Source organism: Cohnella sp. GCM10012308, from assembly GCF_042649185.1.
Classification (GTDB): domain Bacteria; phylum Bacillota; class Bacilli; order Paenibacillales; family Paenibacillaceae; genus Cohnella.
Map to the genome: position 1 here is coordinate 74,095 of NZ_JBHRYU010000007.1, position 18,043 is coordinate 92,137.

Here is an 18,043-nt window from a genome sequence, read left to right on the forward strand (position 1 = left end):
CGTTACGATATAAAAATCCCGTTCGCCCGGATTAAGTTCCGGCGAACGGGATTTTTTTGTTCGGGAGCGCGGTTATGTGGCGGCCATTACAGATTCAGTGACCGCTTATGACGATAATTGTGTATGTAGTCGCATATATTCGTCAATTTTCCAAATTTATAATGGTGATTGCGGCATCTATACATAGGCGAACGATCGTGCAAAAGCACTTATTTTAAGGATGGATTGGGAGTGCGAATATGATTCGGAAGTTAGGATTAACGCTGCTGGCGGCGCTATTGCTGCTGCTGCCGGTATCGGCTGCGTTCGGCGGGGAGGCGCACGCGGCTTCTTCGTCGCGGATCGCGGTGATCAAGCAGCTGAGCGGTGATGTGCAGGTACAAAAAGCCGGCGGCTCGAAGCTGTTCAAGGCGTTCGCGAAGCTGAGCCTGAACCAGGGGGACAAGCTGATTACCGGGAGCAAGGGATCGGCAGTGCTGCAGTTCGCGAACGGGACGTCGGAGGACGACAAGTTCACGGTCGGGGAGAACGCGACGCTGACGTTTTCGAAGCTGTCGGACAAAAAGGGCACGGTGACGAAGGTCAGCATGCTTAAGGGAACGGCTTGGGTGGACGTGAAGTCGATCAAGAGCCAGGACGACGACTTCAAGCTGGAGACGCCGACGGCGATCATGGGCGTGCGCGGCACGGCGTTCCTGGCGCGGGTCAACCCGGAGACGGGCGGGACGAATACGTCGGTGATGTCGGGCGTCGTGCGGTTCACGTCGGAAAACGGGGAGAAGCAGGGGAGCGGGACCGAGGAGAGCGGCGGGAAAACGGGTTCGTCGGGCGTCAAGACGATCGACCTGTATCCGACGCAGCAGCTCTCGCTCGATTCGGCGAGCGGCACCGATCTGAGCGAGCTGACGACGCTCGTGGATATCGAGGAGATCGTCAAAAACGCGTCTCCGGAAATCATCGAAGCGATCCTGCGCAGCAAAGAGAAGATCGACGAGGAGAACCGGCAGACGGTCGAAAGGTTCAAGCAAAGCGGCGTACCGGCTGGGCTGCAGCAGCAGCTGGCGCAGTTTATTCAAAATACGCAGGAGCTGCTGGGCGTCATCGCCAAGCAGGCGATCGAGCAGAAGAAGATCGACGAACAGCTGGTCAAGAAGATCGAACAGCAGGAACAAACGTCTTTCGGGCTGGACAAGGATCAGCTGAGCCAGCTTAGCGAGAAGGAAAAAGCGAAGCAAGAAAAGGTCAGGCAGCTGGCCGAGGAAGCCGCGAAGAAAAAAGCGGCCGAGGAAGCGGTCAAGCTGAAGGAGCTCGAGCAGCGGCTGGCGGGGCAAATGCAGTCGATCGAGGTGGCCAAGCTGGCCCAAGCGGAAGCGAACCGCAAGTCTGCGGCCGAGGCGGCGGCGAAGGCCGAAGCGGCGCTGCTTGCCGCGATGACGCCCGTTCAGCAGCAGCAATACAACAAGGACAAGGCGGACAACTACGGGACGCCGATCCCGACATCGACGCACGCGCCGACCCCGACGCCCACTGGGGGAACCGGACCGACGCCGACGCCCGGATCGGACAACGCTCGTCTGAACGGACTGGTGTTGTCGGCGGGCATTTCGCTAAGTCCCGCATTCAGCCGGGATGTGCTAAACTACACCGTCAGCGTGGGCGGTGCTGTCTCCGCACTGGACTTCACGCCTGCTTTGGACGATTCAGGCGCGAAGCTGTCCGTCAACGGAACGGCGTGGGCGGGAGGCGCCATTCATATCCCGCTTGCCTATGGAGAGAACGAGGTCCTTCTTCATGTAACGGCGGCTAACGGCACGACGAGTCGGATCTACAAGATTACGGCGACGCGCCAACTGTTAGACGGCGCCGATATCGAGATCGCCGGCGGCGCGCCGCTTCATATCGATTTTACCGCCGAAAATCCAGCTGCGACATTCGACGTACCCGCGAATACGGCATCGCTGACGCTGAAGCTGCCGCTTGCACAAGCGCCGTCTGTGACGGTAAATGGGCAGTCCGTGCCGCCGGTCGGCGCAACGCTTGCTTCGCTCGCCTATGTCGCTTCCGATGCGGCTTGGACTTACAACGTACCGTTGCAGCCGGGCGCTAATACGATCGCGATTCAAGCGCAAATCGGCAGCGCGACAAAGACCTACCAGCTGTTCGTCAACAGGGCGGCTTCGCTTACCGCGGGCAGCTTCTCGTTAGAGACGAATTTCAACACGCCGGTCAACGGTACTTTACGCAGTCATGGCAGCATCGGAGCCGTGAGCTACGAGATCGTCACCGCCGGCGAGCACGGCGAAGTGACTTTAAATGCGGCAGACGCCAGTTCCTTCAGCTATACGCCAGACGAAGACTTCTCGGGCATGGACAGCTTTCAGTACAAGGCAATGGCAAATGGGGAAGAGTCGGCGCCCGCGACCGTATTCATATGGGTCAAACCGCTCGACATAGAGCTCAAGGGACTGGTGTCGTCCGGCATCGCATGGGGAGGAACGCCGGTCGAGCCGATGCTACTATACAGCTTTAAAGACGGATCGTATGCGAGCAAGTCCTATGGCCTTTTTGTGCCGGAGGAAGAGAATGGGCAATTGGAAATACAGTTTCAATTCGATCCTGCCGTCGTATCCGATGCAAGGCTCACGGTCGGCGAAGAGACGATCTACGAAGAGGCAGACGGCTCATTGTACGGCAGCTTGTCGATTGACGAACCTGTCGTTAGCGTCAGACTCTCCTATTCCGTGACCGAAGACAACGCGACAACGGATTATGAAGTCTATTATATCGCGGTCAAGCAGCAGCAATGGGCTGCCAACCTGGCGACGGACGGCAGGGCCGAGGTTCATCTCGTGCCTGTCGGAGGCGGCGACTACACGGTATCGGTCCGGGGAAGAGACGAAACGGTGATGCTTCGCAGCAATAACTTCGATATGTCCGTCGAATCCGACGTTTTTATTTACGAGGCAGACCCGCACAATCCAGGCAGCCCCGGAAATCGAGTCAAAGCACAGCGGAATGCCGAGGGCTATTATATCGTTTCCTTGTCGCCCGGATGGAATGTCGCGGAGGTTCGTACGTATTACCCGGGCTACGAAGGCAGCGCAAAGGAAGGCGTCGTTCACATATGGAGAGGCGACGGCTTGCCGGAGGGCTACGAGATGACGGGCGTGACAGGAACGCCCGTGCAGTATCCGGCAGAAGCCTCTGCGGCGCCCGTCGAATTCATCCGCGACGCGACGCAGCAGACTGTATACCGCGCGGCGTTGCCTGCCGATTCAGCAGCTGTGAACGTCAAGCCTGTGCCGGGCGCAGGCGTGAAGGTCGATACCGTCTATCAGGGAGGATATACTTCCTTTGACAAGGTGAGCGAAGAACCCGCAGGTTCGGGGCGTTATGAGGTGCAGGTGTACGGCGATTGGGCGAACTTCGGCTTCGTCGTCGTCCGTCCGGTCTCGGGCGAGGGTCCGCCGTTGGCGTACACGCTGGCTTTTGAATTAGGCATGTCGACGGACGTTCAGGCCGGCATCGGATACAAGCTGGACGGCGAGCTGCGCGAGACCGAGCTCGATACCTTTGCCGGCAGCCTTCACGCGATGCTTGCCGATGCGCCCGGGCAAACTGACTTTAAACTGAGCGTAACCGGTGCGGATCCGGATTCGTCCGTTCGGGTCAACGATGTCGCCGTTCCATATGACGAGGCGGAATCCGGCTTCGCATACCCGTTCGTGCCTGCTGACGGGGACAACGCCTTTTTGATAGAGACGATGGATTCATACGGTAGGTACGCGAGTATCGATATTCATCTTTATTATGGTTCGCTAGGGTTGAAGCCTGTAGGGCTAGCCTCTTGGAGCGCGCAAAGCTCGCACGGTCAAGACCCTGCGGCAGCATCCTCCTGGGTTTACGAAGGACAGAAGAGGTTCCGTCTGATCGTGCCGGAGGCGCATGATCTGCTGGATCTGCGTTGGGTAACGGACGAAGGTACGACGCAAGCGGTTGTCCTGGGGCCTTACGGTGCAGGGGAAACGGGCCGTTACGTCGGGGCGCTGCCTATGGGACGAAGCGAATATACCGTCATTGTCAGGGATGAGGAGGGGGCGCGGCTCGATTACGATCTCGTTGTATATCGCGGGGCGCCCGTCTACCCCAGGTTAACCTATTCCGGATGGGGCTCCAGCATGGCATTTGCGTACAATGAATCTACCGGCCGTTATGAAGCGAGTCTCGACGAGTTTCCGGAAATGATGTGGATCAGTCTGGGACTGCCCGCAGGCGCGGACGCCGTCTTAAAGGTGGGCGACATCCCGTACTCTCCGAACAGCGACGGTTTGTATACGCTGACGCCGGAGCCCGGAACGAGCGAGATCGTCGTTCAAGCAACCGGCTTGTTCGAAGGGATTGCCTGGTCCTGCAATCTCGTTATCAAGCGCGCCTCCGAGTAAAAGATAGACTTGGCCCGCCAGCAAGTCTCCCGCCTTCGTCCCTTGGAGAGCGGGAGACTTTTTTTTACATGAAACTGGCTTAATTTTAACGAAGATATCGCATGATAATCGACAAAAAATGCTAATTTTACGATATAATCAAATAGCCTGTTCCATTGATTTCTTGCATTGACAGCTACATAGATAGCGTTCAAGTACTTAGAAAAGTAGGAGTGAAGTTTATGTATCGAAAGTTGAGCATGTACCTGCTGGCGGCGCTATTGCTGCTGCTGCCGGTATCGGCTGCGTTCGGCGGGGAGGCGCACGCGGCTTCTTCGTCGCGGATCGCGGTGATCAAGCAGCTTAGCGGGGACGTGCAGGTGCAAAAAGCCGGCGGCTCGAAGCTGTTCAAGGCGTTCGCGAAGCTGAGCCTGAACCAGGGGGACAAGCTAATCACCGGGAGCAAGGGATCGGCGGTGCTGCAGTTCGCGAACGGGACGTCGGAGGACGACAAGTTCACGGTCGGGGAGAACGCGACGCTGACGTTTTCGAAGCTGTCGGACAAAAAGGGCACGGTGACGAAGGTCAGCATGCTCAAGGGAACGGCTTGGGTGGACGTGAAGTCGATCAAGAGCCAGGACGACGACTTCAAGCTGGAGACGCCGACGGCGATCATGGGCGTGCGCGGCACGGCGTTCCTGGCGCGGGTCAACCCGGAGACGGGCGGGACGAATACGTCGGTGATGTCGGGCGTCGTGCGGTTCACGTCGGAAAACGGGGAGAAGCAAGGGAGCGGGACCGGGGAGAGCGGCGGGAAAACGGGTTCGTCGGGCGTCAAGACGATCGACCTGTATCCGACGCAGCAGCTCTCGCTCGATTCGACGAGCGGCACCGATCTGAGCGAGCTGACGACGCTCGTGGATATCGAGGAGATCGTCAAAAACGCGTCTCCGGAAATCATCGAAGCGATCCTGCGCAGCAAAGAGAAGATCGACGAAGAGAACCGGCAGACGGTCGAAAAGTTCAAGCAAAGCGGCGTACCGGCTGGGCTGCAGCAGCAGCTGGCGCAGTTTATTCAAAATACGCAGGAGCTGCTGGGCGTCATCGCCAAGCAGGCGATCGAGCAGAAGAAGATCGACGAGCAGCTGGTCAAGAAGATCGAACAGCAGGAACAAACGTCGTTCGGGCTGGACAAAGATCAGCTGAGCCAGCTTAGCGAGAAGGAGAAGGCGAAGCAAGAAAAGGCCAGGCAGCTGGCCGAGGAAGCCGCGAAGAAAAAAGCGGCCGAGGAAGCGGCCAAGCTGAAGGAGCTTGCGGACAAGATCAATGCCGCGGCACTCAAGGCCATCGAGGCGGCCAAGCTGGCACAGGTCGAGGCGAACCGGCTGGCGGCTGAAGAGGCGAAGCGGAAGGCCGAGGAAGAGCTGCTTAAAAAGCTGAACGAGCAGCAGAAGCAGCAGTATCAGACCGACAAGGCGAACAACAACGGGACGAGTCCGTCGAGTACGCCGGCGCCGAATAGCAACGATACTTCCAATGCGAATCTCGGTTCGCTCAGCCTGTCGGGCGCGGCGATCAGCCCTGCATTTAATGCGGGCGTCACGTCGTACACGGCGAGCGTCGAGAGCAGCCGGACGAGCATCGTCGTCGGGGCGAGCGTACAGGGCGGCTCTGCTTCGCTCACGATCAACGGGCAAGCGCCGAGCGGCGGGCAAAGTTCCGTTAACCTTGCCTACGGCGCTAACGAAATTACGATCGTCGTCACCGCGCAGAGCGGCGCGAGCAAATCCTACAAAATCACGGTCACGCGACAGATGCTCAACAGCGTTAGCGTCCAGTTCCCTGGCATCGAGGGAATCAGCATCGATTTCAACTCGACAAGCGCGCCGGCTCCGCTGAGCATTCCAAGCGGCACGAGCAGCATGACGCTGGTCGTTCCCGTGACCGGTCCGGAGCTGAACATCGCGGTCAACGGCCAGAACGTCGTGCCGCAGCCGACGTTCACGGCGGCGCTTACGGTGCTGCCGGATCAGGTCGCCTGGCGTTACACCATTCCGCTGACGCTTGCATCCAACGAGATTATCATCCAAGCGACGATCGACGGCATCGTCATGTCGTACAAGCTGATCGCGATCCGGGCGCTGACGAACGAGACGGCCGTGCAGAGCGTTGCGGCGACCGGAACGGACGGAACGACCGTATACGAAGTCGTCTCCGGCGGGGACGGCTGGACCGTGAAGGTGCCGTCCGATACGTCTGCGATCAAGCTGAAGATCAATACGTTTAGCGCTAGCGCCAAGGTGCTGTACGGAACCAACGAGTACGCGTCAGGCGCCGAGATTCCGTATACGATCGTGAACACGAGCTTGTCGTTTACGGTGCGCGCCGCGGACGGCACGACGCAGAAGATGTATTCGATCGCGATCCAGCGCCTGCCCTCGGCCAACGCTTCGCTGAGCGGACTCACGCTGTCTGCGGGAACGCTGAGCCCGACGTTCGCGAGCGGGACGACGAGCTATACGGTGAGCGTCGGCAACGCCGTTACCAGCATCGCGGTGACGCCGACGGCTGCGAGCAGCGCGGCGACGATCAAGGTCAACGACGCGGCCGTAGCGAGCGGCACCGCGAGCGCCGGAATCCCGCTTAACGCGGGCTCCAATCAGATCACGGTCGAGGTTACGGCCCAGGATAGCTCCAAGCTGAAATATACGATCATGGTCACGCGCGAAAACTCGGCATTGGCAACGCCGACGTTTAATCCGCCGTCGGGCGCGGTCGCATTCGGTACGCCAGTGACGATCTCATCGGAAGGCGCCGAGCATATTTACTACACGACGGACGGCAGCAATCCAGCGACCAGCGTTACGGGTGCGACGAAGGAATATTCCGCGAGCGGCAAGCCGACGATCGATGCGGCCGGCACGATCAAGGCCATAGCGACGCGCTCGGGAACGCCGAATAGTCCGGTGGGCAGCGCCAGCTATACGCAGGCGGCGAGTGCGGATCTGACGGGTTTGGCGCTCAACGGAATAGTCAGCGGATTTTCTTTTGTCAAAACGACTTATAACTATGTCGATGTGCTGGCTTCCAGCGATACATCTAGTCTGACCGTAAATGCGCAAGGCGGCGGCACGGTGACCGTAAACGGAACGGCGGTCGTTAGCGGCGAAAATTCGCAGGCTATCGATCTTGTGGCGGGTGTGCCAAAGACCATAACGGTCGTCACGACCGAAAGCGGGAAGTCGCCCAAGACATATGTTATCGTCGTGACGCGTTCGGCCGATAGCAACGCGAATCTTAGCGGCTTGTCCGTTTCCCAGGGCGCGTTATCTCCGGGCTTCAAGAGCAGCGTCAACCAATATACAGTTAGCGTGCCGTACACGTCGACGACGATAAACGTGACGCCGACCGTTGCCGTAGGAACCTCTACGATCAAGGTCAACGGACAGAGTGCGATTAGCGGAAGCGCGACTGGAGAAATAGAATTAAGCGTGGGTCAAAATACGGTTGATGTGGAGGTAACGTCTCAAAGCGGGTTTAAGCAAAGTTACGTTATTCTCGTAACGCGACTGCCGGCTTCGCAGGACTCGACGTTAAGCAGCTTGTCTATTTCGGATGGGACGCTTACGCCATCGTTTAGCGCCTATACGAAGGACTATACGCTTTCGGCGCCTTATGCCATAAGCGAAGTGACGATTAATGCGACAGCAGGCTCCCCGTTCGCTACGCTGACGGGCGACGGGCTTCACGCATTGGCGGTCGGCGAAAATGAATTAAAAGTCACCGTAACGGCGCAAAACGGTACGACCGTGTCCGAATATAAAATTATCGTTACGCGGGAAGAAAACGCTGCGGTATCGGTAATTGGAGGCGTTACATCCTGGACGGATACGCGAAGCGACAATCAAGCAGTCGCATGGCATGAAGGGCGGGATTACAGGTATGAGGAAGTATTCTACGCCGAACTTCCGGACACTTCCGTCTCCATAAGCTCAAGCTTGATCTTCGACGAGACGGTAACATACGCCTCTTTAAGAAAAGAATACAGTGAAGAGACAGTCGCAAGCTATGACGGCGACGTCTCCCGCATGATGTCGGTCGATTTCGGTTCGCTTGAGGAGGGGGATAACGTCTTTGTCCTCCGTATTACGAGGGAATACGATGAGGAATACGATGAGACGGACGAGTACACGATCGATATAAAGATCGGCGAGTCGCGTCAGGCCTTGGCCATGGTGTATGCATACCTTGATACCAACCAGGAGTCGGCAGCCGTGCCCGTCAGTCATAACGGCACATACGATTACACCATGATCTTGCCGGCTCCGAACGCGAGTTTCCGCGTGTATCTCGTACCCGAAAACGTAACTTCGAGCCTCGAGACCGAAGATTACGGCATTGAAGGCGGCCTGTTTTTTGCCGGGGCAAATTCCCTGAATTACGGCTGGAACGAGATCGTCGTCAAAATGAAGGACATCGCCGGGAATTCGGCTGCTCAGGACACGGTCATTAACGTATGGCGGCCTTCTGAGGAAGGCGAGTCCGGTCCCGATTCTCTGAAGCTGGCGCTTGGCGATATGGCGTTCGAAAACGACGGCCAATCTTTCTATGCGGTAAACCAAGGCAGCTTCGGATTTTACAATGTGACCGCAAATGGCACGAACGCGGATATTTCGTTCACTCCAATCCTCGTCGATCCTCAATCGGAAATCCTCGGCGTCTATGTCGTGAACAACGAAGATGGACAAACGGAGCTTCCGTCTAACGGAGAAGGCCAGTACAGCTTTGGTTTAGAATTGGGCGACAACGTCGAGATCGTGGTCAAAGACGCGGAAGGGCATGGATTCAGGCATCGGATTCATATTTTCCATACGCTCGACCCGGAACAAGCGGAATTGCCCGAAGGCGTACTCGACTGGCATTTGGAAGGGGCCGAGTTGAAGTCGGATGCGTTTTACTCGAGCCACTATTACTATGCTTCGTGGAATGATAAGCAATCGGCGCTTCTAATGACGCTTCAACTTGATCCTACGGTGTACAGCAGCGCCGAGCTCTACCCTGCATGGGATGGAGAGAGCCTTGCGTCATGGCAAGCGGATGGCGGAGATTGGACGCAGACGATCGATCATCCGGCACCGGGTACGGGAGAATATACGCTTGTCTTGTATCCTAGTGATGAGGAAGACTATGAGACCGAAATAAATTTAGTGATTGGCAATGGCCCGGCATCCATATTCGGCTTGTCGAAATGGATGACTAACAACCTCGGCGAGGGGCGTCCGCTTTACACTTGGGTGGCCGACGATACAGAGGCTACGCCGTCTTATGTTGGTTCAGTAGACTTTGCCGGCAACGGACTGTATTTTGACATGAAATTCGATAAGTCGATCGTGTCCGATGCAAGACTTCTTAAAAACGGCGAGGAGCTCCCCAAATATATCGGTAACGGAAATTATCCGTATTCCTTCACGATAGACGCAATGGAACACGGCATTTATCAATTCGTGCTCGAGGTTGATAGCGTTGAGGGAGCGACTTATGTGTACGACTTGACGCTTCTGGTCGGAATCGACAATCCCGGCTTCGGTCTGTTGAATGCCAAAGTAGGTCAGCATACGGTGGATTGGAAGCCGGCCGAAGGCTTCAATGACAGAAACGAAGGCCAGAGCTATAGCCGATATTATGCGATTGTCTCCGAGGAAGCCGGCCAGAACGAGTTAGAGATGAAAGTAGGACTGGCCCAATCCGAAAACGGGACGAACACATTCGAGCAAGTGACGGTGGACGGGAATAACTATCCTTTGGATGACGATACGAAGCTATCCTTATCTCTCGATCTGACGCCGGGATATCATTATGTCTCGACGCTTCAGCGATTCGAGATAGCAGCTGAAGGACAGATCGTGTTTTACCATAAGACGGACTGGGTGGTCTTCGCTGGAACGGCTGCCGAACTCGAAGCGTCGGAAGAGGGAGGATTGGATACGTCATCGGATTCGTTCAGTCTGACGAAGGATTACGCGCATGCGTTCGAGCCGATCGTGATGGAGCGGAGCGGGCTGAACTATACCGCGTATGTGGACGCTGATATTGAATACGCATATATTACTGCGGCACCGCGCTCGACATACGGCAAGCTAGAATTGACGCTGAACGGCGAAAAACCGAATAACGAAGGGAATTTGTATTATCTCTCTTCACTAACTACAGGACCTAATGCGGTTGTTATCAAGGTTACCGATCCAACGGGCACGATAGAGCGAACTTACACGCTTACGATTAACAGGGTTGAAGGAGCTGTCCCTCCCGCCCAGCTCAGCGGCCTGCGAATCGGCAGCGAAATGGTGTCTGTAGATCAAGGACAATACGATTATACCGTCTATCTTCCGTACGGAGCGCCCGAGTCGATGGTGGTGCATGCCGTCTCCGCCGACCAGGATCATATGAGCTTGACCGTTAACGGCGAGCCTTGGTTATGGGATGACGACGACGAAGCGCATGCGCTCGCACCGAACGAAGCCGGGGAGTACGAGCTCGAAGTCAGTTCCGTTGATGGGTCCTACACAACCAGCGTCTATCATATTCAAGTGGAGCGGTTGTTGACGGAAGCCGCCAAGATCAATGGTGACGTACCGGTATCATGGACGTCCGGAGGCAGCGATGTTTGGAATTCGGGTGCACTCGAGCTGGAGGATGGCGACTGGTTAAGCATGAATTTCGGCACTCCCGACGGATACCATCTCTACTTTGAGACAGACGGATCCGAATTCGATGCAGATCAGCAGCGCTGGTATCCGGATAGCGGTATTAACAGGCTTACGGTGCAAGTCAAATGGGACGGGAAAGATACTGCTGCCGCTACGTACCAGTTCGTTGTTTATAATTGGAACTCTGTCGTTGTAACCAACATGACGGAGGGCACAAGCCCGGAACGTGTTAGAGCGATTAAGTGGCAAAATACTTATTATGCAACACTGCCGTCCAGTTGGTTTGCGTCCTCCGAGTCGCCCCAAGTGAAAATCAGCACCTTGGAAGGGCAGGGGGCTTCAAATCTTGTTGGTTGGTATTTCACGAATTCCCTCTACGAAGGCACTTTTACGCATAATGATTCGGCGAATCATTCGGTCACGCGGGCAGTCGGCGTGTTCGCGCCAGTCAGTATGCCGTTGTTCCAAGCCAAATTTCAGGGCGGGAGCTTTGAATGGACGTCTGCGTCGATTCCTCGTTTCGTTTACGGAAATGACGAGAGGCCAGGCGCCTATTTCTGGTCGAACGACAATACGATGATACCGACCGGCGTCGAGCTGCGAGTCTCTCAATTGTCGGGCAACGTCCAGATTTATGCGATGGATGACGACGATCAGCCGCTGGCGCGTACGGGAGTCAATGAGGATTGGCATTGGAATCTCCCGTTGAACTGGCTGGAGTCGGATCGCGATGTTCGAACTTATAAAGTTGTGGTCCAACAGAACGATCGGACCGCCGTATACCTTTTGAGTTTTGGCGCGGGGACTAATCAGGCAGCTTAAAAATAAATTGGGATAACCCGGCTAGAGGAACTTTTCCTCTGAGCCGGGTTGTTTTTTTAATAGGGACTCCGCGTCTATAACCGTGACCTAAGTACTTTTTTTATCCCGAAAGAAGGGAAATGATGTCGAAAAATAGAATAGCTATAAGATATGAAAGCGACACGGTCTAGCATTGGGGGGACGGTGCCGGGAATGGAGTGGTAACCGGAATCGACGGCGGTCCGATTATGAGAAAAAGATGAGACAGCGCGCGTCGAGCATTAAATATTATTAACTTGATAGAGCATGCAAATGCATGAATAATGAATGAGCGATATATATTAGGCTGGATTCGCGATGACTGGATACTGCTCGGCCTTATGTCCCGCCCACGGATTCGAATTACATATGTCGAATGACGGATACGTGTTGGTTGAACGCCAAAATGTGGGTATATACTCATAGCTTCACTTACTGACAGGCAAGGGCGTGGCAAGAATGGCAGCAGGATTAAATGGGAAACGGCGTACGGTTCGTACGGCGGCTGTGGCTGTGCTGCTTGGCACAGCTTTGGCGGCGACCGGTTCCCCGGATTCGCGATTGACCGCAGATGACGGGCGGATTGAGGCAGCCGAGGCGGCGAAACTCGGCGCGTCCGCTTTCCCCGCGACTGCAAAGCAGGCGGACCGCTTAGGCAAGGCCGCAAGAACCTCCGCTTCACGTAAGCCGGTCGCGATCGCGGCGTTAACGAACGCTTCTTTTCTTAAGGAGACGGGCATTGCCGATGCTTGGAAGCTGCTGCGACGCGACGTTACCGGTACGATTGCGATCGTGGATACGGGCATCGATCTGAAGAATGCGGCGCTCCAGCCTTATCTGACCGAAGGCGTCAATCTGCTGGATGACAAAAAGCCGCCGCAGGACGACAACGGGCACGGCACGGCAGTGGCCGGCGTCATCGCAGCCGCGGCCGAAGCGGGTAAGGACGCAGAGGCTTCATGGAAGATGAAGCTGATGCCGGTCAAGGCGTTGGACGACAAGGGCGAGGGCGACGAATCGCATTTGTCGGGCGGGATCCGCTACGCCATCGAGCATGGCGCGGACATCGTCGTACTGTCTCTCGGGCTCCGCAGGGACGCGCCCGGCATGCGCAGCGTCATCGACCTGGCCGAATCGAAGGGCGTGCTGCTCGTCGCGGCGACCGGCAATGACGCGGCCGATTTTGGCGATCGGGCGGCGGTGCAATATCCGGCCGCCTATCCGACCGTGGTGGCTGTGGCAGGCGCCGAGGCGGGCCAGGGCCAGATCAACTCGACGGGAGGCCCCGAGGTCGATCTCGCCGCGTCTTGGCAGGTCGATACGCTCGCGCTGGGCGGCGGCCGTATTGCCATGGAAGGCACGTCCATGGCGGCGCCTCAAGTGGCTGCGGCCATCGCGCTGTTGCGGGCTGCGCATCCGGATTGGAAGCCTGCGTTCCTCCGCGAGACGCTGCGCCGCACGGCCGAGGATATCGGCGCCAAGGGCCGCGACGACGCGACGGGCTATGGCCTCGTACGCGCGGATCGCGCTTTGGCGGCCGCGTTCGCAGCCGATTGGCGCGAGCCTAACGGAGCGCAGCGGTCGGCGTCGCCCTTTCCTCCGGGCACGGAGGTCTATTCGGCATGGAGCGGCTCGCTCGATACCGACTGGTACGCGGTCGAAGCGCATGCAGACGGGATGCTATCCGTACGTATGCAGACGAACCTGTTTGACATCGGCCCCGCCGCGGTTAAATTGTCGCTATACCGTCCGGGAGGCGTTAATCCGACCGCTCCGACCGCTGCGAGCGGCGCAAGCGGTGGAACGATGACTTGGAAGGTAGCCAAGGGCAAATACTACCTGCGGGTGGACGGTTCCGCGAGAGCATCGTCGCTGCCTTACCGGCTCACCTCCGGCTTCCGAATGCTGGCGGATCGGACCGAGCCCGGGGCGTCGCGGGATTCGGCTTATGCGATCGAACCCCGCACGCAGACTTGGACAGGGACGTTCGATCGCGAAGACGACAACGATTGGACAACGGTCAAGCTGCCCCAGTCGGGCACCTTAAAAGTAACCGTGGAGACGGACACGACGCGCATCGACCCTGCGATTACGCTGCAGCGAGCCGGGCAGGCCGAAGTCCGGACGGACACGAACGGCGACGGGTTGCCGGAGACGGCTACGATCAAGAATGCGCCGGCAGGCAGATACTACATAGGGGTCAGCAACGCAGCCGCCGACGGGGCGCCGCCCGTGATAGGGACCTATACGGTCCGACTGGAATACATTACTACGTACGCGGATTTGGGCGAGCCGAACGACGGTCCGCTGACGGCCGCAGCGCTCGTTTCCGGGGATGCAGGCATCCTCAAAGGGCTCATCTCGTCCAAGGAAGACGCGGACTGGTTCCGGTTCAAGACGACGGGCGGCAACTTCGCATGGAAGCTCGACGGCATACCGGAGGGCTCGACGTTCAAGCTGGCGGTATACGACAAAGCACTGAAGCCGCTCGGCCAATGGTCCAGCAAGGCGCAGAGCGCTTCCCTGAACGTTCCGCAGAAGCTGGCTGCCGGGACTTATTATGCCCGGATCACGGCCGATCGCGCGGATCGTTCCGCGTATTATCGTTTCGGCGTGACGAGCGCCCACTGAAACATTTTGGAATTGCGGCTATAAGGAGCGTTGTCGGCGGATGGAATCCATTTATTACTCAATGGGCTGGGACAGCTTGTTCTCCATTTTCATCACGCTCGGATTCATCGCGGTAGCGTGGGTCGTGCTGCAGGAGGTCAAGTGGGAACAATTTTTCCGGCATCCCAAAAGTCCGAGGACGCGGCTCGCGCAGCTCATCCTGGCGATCATCGCAGGACGCCTGCTGGCCGGATTCGTGCTGGATTACTGGAACTGGGCTTCGTCGCTAAGGCATTTGTTCAATTCGTCGTAGCGGATATTTTCCGCATAACGTCGAATCAAAATGATCACAATGGGTAATAAAGCAGAAGCAAGTCGCCTGAGGGCGAATCTTGACGGACAAAATGTTTGTAGTTTGTCATAACATGCCGCTTGTACCGAACCGACGGACGGTGGTATGATGAAATTTGGGTTTTCTGGAGCCGGAATCGGTGAAAGCACGGTCTCCGGAAATGATTCTACACCCGCGGAGGGAACCACCCATGAGCAAAATCATCGTCCGCGGCGGCCGTCCCCTTAATGGGACTGTCCGCGTGCACGGCGCCAAAAATTCCGTCCTGCCGATCCTCGCCGCCACTCTGTTGGCGGAGGAAGGGTCTTGCGTCATCGATGACGTACCCGCCTTGGACGATGTGTATAACATTCTGGAAGTCCTCTCGGCGCTTGGCGTTCAGGCGCTTCGCCACGAATCCCGCGTGACGCTGCGTGCGCACCGGCTGATCTCGCACGAGGCGCCATACGAGCTCGTTCGCAAGATGAGGGCGTCGTTCCTCGTCATGGGACCGCTTCTCGCCCGAGAGGGCAAGGTCAAGATCTCGCTGCCCGGCGGCTGCGCGATCGGGACCCGTCCGATCGACCAGCACCTCAAGGGCTTTGAGGCGATGGGCGCCGAGATCGGCTTCGGCCAAGGCTCGGTCGAAGCCAAGGTAGACGGACGACTGCGCGGGGCGCGCATCTACCTCGACGTTGCCAGCGTAGGCGCAACCGAGAACATCATGATGGCAGCCGCGACCGCGGACGGCGTCACGACGATCGAGAATGCCGCCAAGGAGCCTGAGATCGTCGATCTCGCCAACTTCCTGAATGCCATGGGCGCGAAGGTGCGCGGCGCAGGCACTGGCATCATCCGCATCGAGGGCGTAGAGCGTCTTAAAGGCATCCGCCACACGGTTATTCCGGACCGGGTAGAGGCCGGCACTTACATGATCGCCGCGGCTATTTCCGGCGGCGACGTGTACGTCGAAGGCGCGATCCGCGACCACCTGGGTCCGGTCGTCGCCAAGCTTGAGGAGATGGGCGTCGGCATCGAAGCGGACGACAGCGGCATTCGCGTTTTCGCGAATCGCCCGCTCAAGGCCGTCGATGTCAAGACGCTGCCTTATCCGGGCTTCCCGACCGACATGCAGGCGCAATTCATGGCGCTGCTGCTCGCCAGCCCGGGTACGAGCATCGTGACGGAAACGGTGTTCGAGAACCGCTTCATGCACGTCGAAGAGATGGCGAAGATGGGGGCCGACATTAAGATCGAAGGCCGCACCGCCGTCATCTCCGGCGGCAAGCGGTTGTCCGGCGCTCCTGTCTGCGCAACGGATCTGCGCGCGGGAGCTGCGCTGATCTGCGTAGGCCTGGCTGCGGAAGGCGTCACCGAGGTGACCGGTACGCATCACATCGACCGCGGCTACATGGATATCGTCGGTAAGCTGGCCGCGCTAGGCGCGGATATCAGCCGCCTGGGCGAGGGCGAAGAAATTCCGGCCCCGGCGCCCGCTGCCGCAGCTGTCGTTCAAGCACCGCCCGTGCCCGCCGTCCGGCGCTCGCTTCAGGCAGTGTCCGAAGAGCGTGTCGCATCGGACAGCGTAGCGATGCTGCGCGTGCAACCGACGCTGGCGTGATTTTCCTCTAATCGCACTTATCATCCCCGCGCCTTTGCGCCTTGGACCGAGTCGTTTGACCCCGGTCCCGGGCACGAAGGCTTTTTTGCATTCTCTTTGTTTTGTTCTAGCGACTTCGCGCCATTCATAGATTGGTAGCGTGCGAGGAAAAGGACAACGAAGAGAGGAAGGTCGAAGACGTGCAAAAACAAGATGGACAAGCGGATCGCAACAAAGGGTTGTATACGGTACGCCTGAATCGTCGAAGGGGCAGGTTAAAAGGCAGGTTTCTGCGCACCGGCGGAGGCGGCTTGCGGCCGGTTGGCCTGTTGCTCGTTCTGGCCTTTGGCACGGGCGCATTGCTTGCAAGCTGGTCCTGGGCGGAACGCCACGCGAGAGAGACGAAACAGGCGCAGGTCATCGAAGAGGGCGCGGGCATGGGAGTGGTTACGGACACCGTAAGAGAAAAGAATGAAGAGCCGGCCAGCGTCGTTATATCAAAAGATGCATCCAAAGAGAATAGCGCCGAATCACGCGAAAAAGATGGCGGGGAGTCGTCAAAAACGCAGGTGCAGGACGGAGGCGCCCTGTCCGCAGCAGAGGCGGCTCGGGGGCTGCAAGCGGATCGCGAAGACAGCGCGCTCGTCGTTCGCGTCTACTTATCCGACGATAAGAGGGTTGAACGCGCAGGCTTGGAGACATATGTCAAAGGCGTCGTGGCGGCAGAGATGCCGACGGACTTCGAGCCGGCCGCAATGGAGGCGCAAGCGATCGCGGCGCGCACCTATTTGATACGCCGCCTGTGGAACGAGGACCGGTCCGGGGTGCCTGTCCGCGGCGCGGACGTGACCGATACGGTGACCCATCAAGTCTACCGCTCCCGTGCGGAGATGGACGAGCTCAAGAAGGGAAATCCGGCGGCGTGGGTAGCGGTGGACGAGGCGGTACGGCGGACGCGCGGCATCGTAATGGTATACGGCGGCGCGCCTATCGAGTCTCTTTACTTTTCAAGCAGCAACGGCTATACGGAAAACGCAAAAGATGTTTTCGCGGCGGATTTGCCTTATCTGGTGTCGGTGAGCAGCCCTTGGGATCGCAAAGATTCGCCCCGTGCCGAGGAAACCGTAGAAATGAAGCTAAGCGAATTCTATCGCAAGCTCGGCGTCAAGTCGCTGGCGACGCTGACGGGTCTCGGCAAACGGCCGGCCGCCGTTATTAATAGCTGGACCGACGGGAAAAGAGTGAGTACGGCGACCGTCGGCGGCAAGACGCTGTCGGGCATCGAGGTTCGCAGACTGCTAGGGTTGCGGTCGGCAGCGTTCGACTGGAAGATTGATAAGGGGAAAATATCGATAACGACCTACGGCAGCGGGCATGGCGTCGGCATGAGCCAGTGGGGGGCGGAGGGGATGGCGAAGACGGGCGCGACCGCCGCGGACATCGTGCTTCACTACTATACGGGCATACAGTTGAAGACGGTGACCTCGCTTCAATCCGCGAGCGTCGACACTGCTAAGCTATAAATCCCTTAATC

At 57.9% G+C, this 18,043-nt stretch carries 6 protein-coding genes; all 6 read left to right on the forward strand.

Annotation, left to right across the window (positions count from 1 at the left end):
- Nucleotides 1-239: 239 nt before the first annotated feature.
- Nucleotides 240-4,442, forward strand: coding sequence for a cadherin-like beta sandwich domain-containing protein (locus ACFOTD_RS10935; RefSeq protein WP_378118546.1), 4,203 nt, complete (start codon nt 240-242; stop codon nt 4,440-4,442).
- Nucleotides 4,443-4,663: 221 nt separating this feature from the next.
- Complete coding sequence (locus ACFOTD_RS10940; RefSeq protein ID WP_378118548.1) at nt 4,664-11,950, forward strand: cadherin-like beta sandwich domain-containing protein; 7,287 nt, start codon at nt 4,664-4,666, stop codon at nt 11,948-11,950.
- 477 nt (nt 11,951-12,427) lie between these two features.
- A complete protein-coding gene (locus ACFOTD_RS10945) occupies nt 12,428-14,599 on the forward strand; it encodes a S8 family serine peptidase (protein WP_378118550.1) in 2,172 nt (723 codons plus the stop codon).
- Between the two features lie 40 nt (nt 14,600-14,639).
- Nucleotides 14,640-14,891 (forward strand): DUF1146 family protein, encoded by a 252-nt coding sequence (locus ACFOTD_RS10950; protein WP_378118552.1) that lies wholly within the window; start codon nt 14,640-14,642, stop codon nt 14,889-14,891.
- Nucleotides 14,892-15,120: 229 nt separating this feature from the next.
- Complete coding sequence (gene murA, locus ACFOTD_RS10955) at nt 15,121-16,530, forward strand: UDP-N-acetylglucosamine 1-carboxyvinyltransferase (protein ID WP_378118554.1); 1,410 nt, start codon at nt 15,121-15,123, stop codon at nt 16,528-16,530.
- Between the two features lie 179 nt (nt 16,531-16,709).
- Nucleotides 16,710-18,032: a stage II sporulation protein D gene (gene spoIID, locus ACFOTD_RS10960; RefSeq protein ID WP_378118556.1), complete on the forward strand. Its 1,323-nt coding sequence runs from the start codon at nt 16,710-16,712 to the stop codon at nt 18,030-18,032.
- Nucleotides 18,033-18,043 lie beyond the last annotated feature (11 nt).

Excerpts from the sequence above, each read along its gene's own strand:
- ACFOTD_RS10935 (WP_378118546.1), top strand. The coding sequence starts at position 240 with ATGATTCGGAAGTTAGGATTAACGCTGCTGGCGGCGCTATTGCTGCTG.
- murA (WP_378118554.1), top strand. The coding sequence starts at position 15,121 with ATGAGCAAAATCATCGTCCGCGGCGGCCGTCCCCTTAATGGGACTGTC.
- ACFOTD_RS10945 (WP_378118550.1), top strand. The coding sequence starts at position 12,428 with ATGGCAGCAGGATTAAATGGGAAACGGCGTACGGTTCGTACGGCGGCT.
- ACFOTD_RS10950 (WP_378118552.1), top strand. The coding sequence starts at position 14,640 with ATGGAATCCATTTATTACTCAATGGGCTGGGACAGCTTGTTCTCCATT.
- ACFOTD_RS10940 (WP_378118548.1), top strand. The coding sequence starts at position 4,664 with ATGTATCGAAAGTTGAGCATGTACCTGCTGGCGGCGCTATTGCTGCTG.